Origin of the sequence: Mesorhizobium sp. M1A.T.Ca.IN.004.03.1.1, from assembly GCF_003997555.1 — a bacterium.
Taxonomy (GTDB): Bacteria; Pseudomonadota; Alphaproteobacteria; order Rhizobiales; family Rhizobiaceae; genus Mesorhizobium.
Map to the genome: position 1 here is coordinate 1 of NZ_RZTV01000840.1, position 247 is coordinate 247.

1 pseudogene is annotated in these 247 nt (G+C 62.8%); it reads right to left on the reverse strand.

Features of this window, described 5'->3' with window-relative positions:
* Window positions 1–247: pseudogene (locus EOD29_RS34035) on the reverse strand (chemotaxis protein); the annotation flags it as partial.

Genomic DNA, 247 nt, shown 5'->3' on the forward strand with positions numbered 1-247 from the left:
CTCGCTTTGACATCGTCGACGATATAAGCGTCGCCGGAGGAGCAGGCCGATGCCGCGCGGAACCATGGATCGCCGGCCAGGCTCGTGCCTGCGATCTTGCGCTGGAACTTGGGATTGGCGGATGCGATCACCTTGCCCGAGAGATCGGTCATGACGAGATCGAGATAGACCGTGTAGAAGCGGTTGATGGCGCCGAGACGCTCCGCCGCAAAGGCGACGGATTCACGAGCCGGGTTCTGCAGCGCCT